The organism is Bathymodiolus platifrons methanotrophic gill symbiont (assembly GCF_002189065.1).
Taxonomy (GTDB): domain Bacteria; phylum Pseudomonadota; class Gammaproteobacteria; order Methylococcales; family Methylomonadaceae; genus Methyloprofundus.
In genome coordinates, this window is record NZ_BDMN01000367.1 from 1 (window position 1) to 4046 (window position 4046).

General features: G+C 42.7%; 2 protein-coding genes and 1 pseudogene. All 3 read right to left on the reverse strand.

The window, feature by feature from the left end:
* Window positions 1-301 precede the first annotated feature (301 nt).
* Window positions 302-1078: a heme-binding protein gene (locus CDZ78_RS17690; protein WP_087871164.1), complete on the reverse strand. Its 777-nt coding sequence runs from the start codon at window positions 1076-1078 to the stop codon at window positions 302-304.
* A gap of 241 nt (window positions 1079-1319) precedes the next feature.
* Window positions 1320-3146 carry an efflux RND transporter permease subunit gene (locus tag CDZ78_RS17695; RefSeq protein ID WP_087871165.1) on the reverse strand — a complete coding sequence of 609 codons (1827 nt, stop codon included), beginning with the start codon at window positions 3144-3146 and terminating at the stop codon, window positions 1320-1322.
* A gap of 791 nt (window positions 3147-3937) precedes the next feature.
* Window positions 3938-4046, reverse strand: a pseudogene (locus CDZ78_RS24570) (IS6 family transposase); the annotation flags it as partial.

Consider the following 4046-nt stretch of genomic DNA (forward strand, 5'->3'; position numbering starts at 1 on the left):
GCATTTGAAACGAATTAAAAGACTATTTTTTTCATATAGTTGTAGCATAGCTTCAATTTTACCATAAATAATTATTGGGAAACTTCAGTTTTTTAGTTAAAAGCAATAGATAAGTGTCTTTTTAGCGTATCGTAAGAATTCCTATTAAAAAGCAATGCATGTATTGCTATTTGTATTTTCATGTGCTGTCATAAGCTAGCAATTCTGGCAAATAAAGAAACTAATTGTTGGCAGTGATAAAAGCATCACGAGCTGTTTGATTCGCTCAACTAGCTCGTGATATTAATTAGGAAATTACAGCTTACTCGCCTAATTTTCTTACAGCTGGTAATCCTGCCTGAGCCTCAACTTCACCTTCTACACCACAAAAAGGATGTTCCCAGCCTAGCGATCCACCGCCCATAAAGGTAAGATTGTCATCACCATCTTTACTAGGGCCAGCTGGAACATAATCAAGCTGTGCCAAGTGGCGTACTTTCCATGCAATTACATGATCTTCACAAGATGAGCTACCACTCACTCCTAAGCCTCCAATTAACTTTCCTGATGCATCATATAAGCCTAATCCACCACCGAACTGGATAAGGCCGCCATGTACTTTTCCTAGCATGGGATCGGATGCTGTGCCAAAATCTTCAGCAGGACCCATATAAGCAACCGTAGTATCTACTGGAGATGCGTTTGATACATGCCAGAGACTCCCGCCGGGTTGAGTAGGTTGATATAAGTTAGCTGTAGATAAGGAGAACCCTGGAAGGGTTAGTGAATTTGCAGTATAGGCTTTTGCTGCTGCTATATTTCTACTATCTGGCCATTGATCCCCTCTATCGTCACCGGAAAAAACAACCGCACAAACTTTACCGTCGCGATTGACTACATTAGCCCACATGTGAAAGCCAAATCCGCCATTTTCCTGAGCTTGAACTGCTTTTAGCAAGCCTTTAACAAAATCATGTATAACAGTTTTGCTGGCATCATCGGGACAGATATCAATAACGGGTTCTGCTGAAGCGGCAAGAGGACTTAAGGTAATTGCACAAGCAAGTGCTAGTTTTTTAAAGTTAGCTGGTTTTATCATTTTTATTTTTCTTATTTATTGTTTTATGGAATTACGCACAATAATGTGTTTCTTTCTTGGTGTCAATAATAAGTGAGGGAGGAAATGTCAGTGTTAGTTATTGTTAATATTATGGTTTTCTGGTTTTTCCCCTTTATTTTTACCATTAAATAAGGCAGGTGTATCTTGAAAATATGCTAAATTTAATGGTAAAAATAGTCTTCTATAGGGCAGTTAACTGGGGTGAGAAATTGGTTTTATCTCATTTTAATAGGGAACTATTATTCTTAATTTGTACCACTCCCAAGTCTTCCAATATGGTATACAGGCATGGGACAACAAATAGCACCAGCAAAGTAGAGCTAAGAATACCAAAAACAATACTGGTTGCCAGTGGAATTAAAATCTGCGCTTGCGGGCTTTGCTCAAATAATAAGGGAGTTAAGCCTACAATAGTCGTTAATGAGGTTAACACCACCGCTCTAAACCGCTCGCCACTAGCTTTTGCTGCGGCTTGATGCGGTGTCATACCCTCATTAATATGTTGTTTGACAAACTCGACTAATAGTATCGAGTCATTAACCACAATGCCAGCCAATGAGACAAAACCTAATAAGGACGGCATAGTAATATCCAGGCCCATGATTAAGTGACCAAAGATAACACCAATAAAGGCTAAAGGGATATTTGCCATCACTAAGATTGGTTCTGAATAAGAGCGAAATTGCAGACTTAATAGCGCAAAAATACCGATTAACCCCATTAACATGCTTTTGCGCATAGAGCCGTTACGGGTTAATGGGCCTTCTTTGACCTCACCTTCAAATTGAACGGTGATATCAGGGTGCTGCTGTTTAAATTTAGTTAAAAAGGTCTTTTCCAGGTCATGGAAGATTGCCTGGGTATTATTCACTTCTGCATCAATATCTCCGTATATAGTTACAGCACGTTGAGCATTGATACGCTGAATACGAGAGAAATCACGCGTCGATCTGATCTCGGCGACATTAACTAGTGGAATCATATGTCCCGAAACAGGGTGGATAATAGGGAAATAATCAAAGTCTGCGAGCTCGTCTCTAGAGGCATCATCCAGCTTAACAATGACTTCATAAGTTTCTAGATCGATTGAGGTTTCCAGTACTTCAATACCTTGATAAGCAGCGCGTAATTGTGCCGCTATCTCTTGTGCCGTTAGACCTAGTGCAAAAGCACCTGGTTTTAGATTTAAGGAAAACTCAGGTTTGCCCGGGCGCAAATCATCCATTAGATTACTTACTCCTGGATAGCCTGCTAACCAGTTTTGCATCTGATGCGAAGCTTCTGAAAGGCTGGTAAGGTCGTCACCTTGCAAGCGTATATAAATAGCTCGACCCGCAGGGCTAATGACAGGCTCTTTAATGGCAATATTTAAGGCTTCAGGTACGACTCCAAGATGATTGCGCCATAGATCGGCAATCTGGTTGATAGATTGTTCTCGCTGCTCAGCAGTTAGCAAATCAACGCTGACTGTTGCTAAATGCGCACCGCCTTCAAAAGCATCGGCATTCATACCGTAGTGGACCGTCATGCCTTGTATCAAAGGCGTTTGATATTCCTTCTGGTAATTATTATTAACCGCTTGAATGCTACTGGTTATTTTATCGATAGTTTGTTGGGTTTGTGCCAGAGAACTACCCACAGGCATGAGGACTCGAGCCTGTAATAAATCGCCTTCAACATTGGGAAAGGCAGAAAATTTGACGATGCCAGAGACTAATAAACTGACAGATAAAATAAACACTCCGACGACCGAACCCAGGAATAAATAGCGGTAGACAATCAGTTTTTTTACCCAGCCATTAACCTTAAGGTGGAGTTTCTCAAAATTCAGAGTAAATTGTTGGCGAACTTTTGAGATAGGTTTTTCTGAAGCGAGTTGTAACGAGTGCGGGGAGTCGCTATTTTTGCGAAAGCTTGTTTTGGGCATCCCAGCCCAAGCAAGCGGCAAAAACTTAACGCGACCGCTAATGCCTTCGGCGCCCCAGACGTCCTGCGTACGTGCCACTTCGCCACTACCATCGTAAACTCGGTGCTGGCTTCGTAACATTCCCTCAAATGACTGGACGGCGTTTCGGAATGCCTTTTATTTTGTCTCCACCTACGCTAGCGCTACGATTCCGACAAAACAACGGCCCTACGCCTTCTGGGGACTACCAGCCCTCGCGTTCGCTCTCCATGGCTGGCAGCGGTTGCAAGTGGTGTGGCAAAATCAAAAAGGCCTCAACCAGAGAAATAGTAATTACTGAAATTAATACCGCTGGAATAGTATAAAGTAACTGGCCTATATCTCCACTCAGGAATAGCAAACCCGTAAAAATACACAGCGTGGTTACATAGGAGGAAAGTACCCCCGCTGAAAATCATGGAAACGGAGCTTAGCGAAGTGGTGATTTTTAGTCCCTGATAGGCGACAGGGCAATTCGCTGATTCGACGTGTGCTAGCAGCACGCGAGAGGAGCAAGAATTGCATTCCGAATAGCCGTCCAGCCAGTGAGGTAGTAATGACGAAGCGGCTTTTGTGCGTAGTCGTTGCGGACGCAGGGCGCGCCTGATTCGCTGAAAATCCTGGAAACGGAGCCTTAGCGAAGTGAAGATTTTTAGTCCGTGTTAGCTGTAGGGCTGGGCGTTTTCTCGAAGTGTCTTTTTGCGTAGAGAAAATGCAAAGCATTCCGACACAGCGTCAAGCCATTTGAGTTCGCAATATAAAAAAGCCGTTCAGGATTTTTTATATGGCAAACGCAGGGCGAAACAGGGCATCGTAGATTTTAATCAGTCCCGTTAAGCTGGTTCTGTCGCAATAATTATCAAAAGCGCAGACCTCCTGGTCTTCAGGCATAACTATCCTGCTAAAGCCATAAACTGCTTATAAGCAGGAATATTTTCCTCAGACAATTGTCCCTTTCGGATCATATGTGCTGTTTCAATTCCATCAATGGTTGCTTGAGCG

What these genes read in the sequence shown, in the direction of transcription:
- CDZ78_RS17690 (WP_087871164.1), bottom strand. Translation starts at nt 1,078, where the DNA reads ATGATAAAACCAGCTAACTTTAAAAAACTAGCACTTGCTTGTGCAATT.
- CDZ78_RS17695 (WP_087871165.1), bottom strand. Translation starts at nt 3,146, where the DNA reads ATGTTACGAAGCCAGCACCGAGTTTACGATGGTAGTGGCGAAGTGGCA.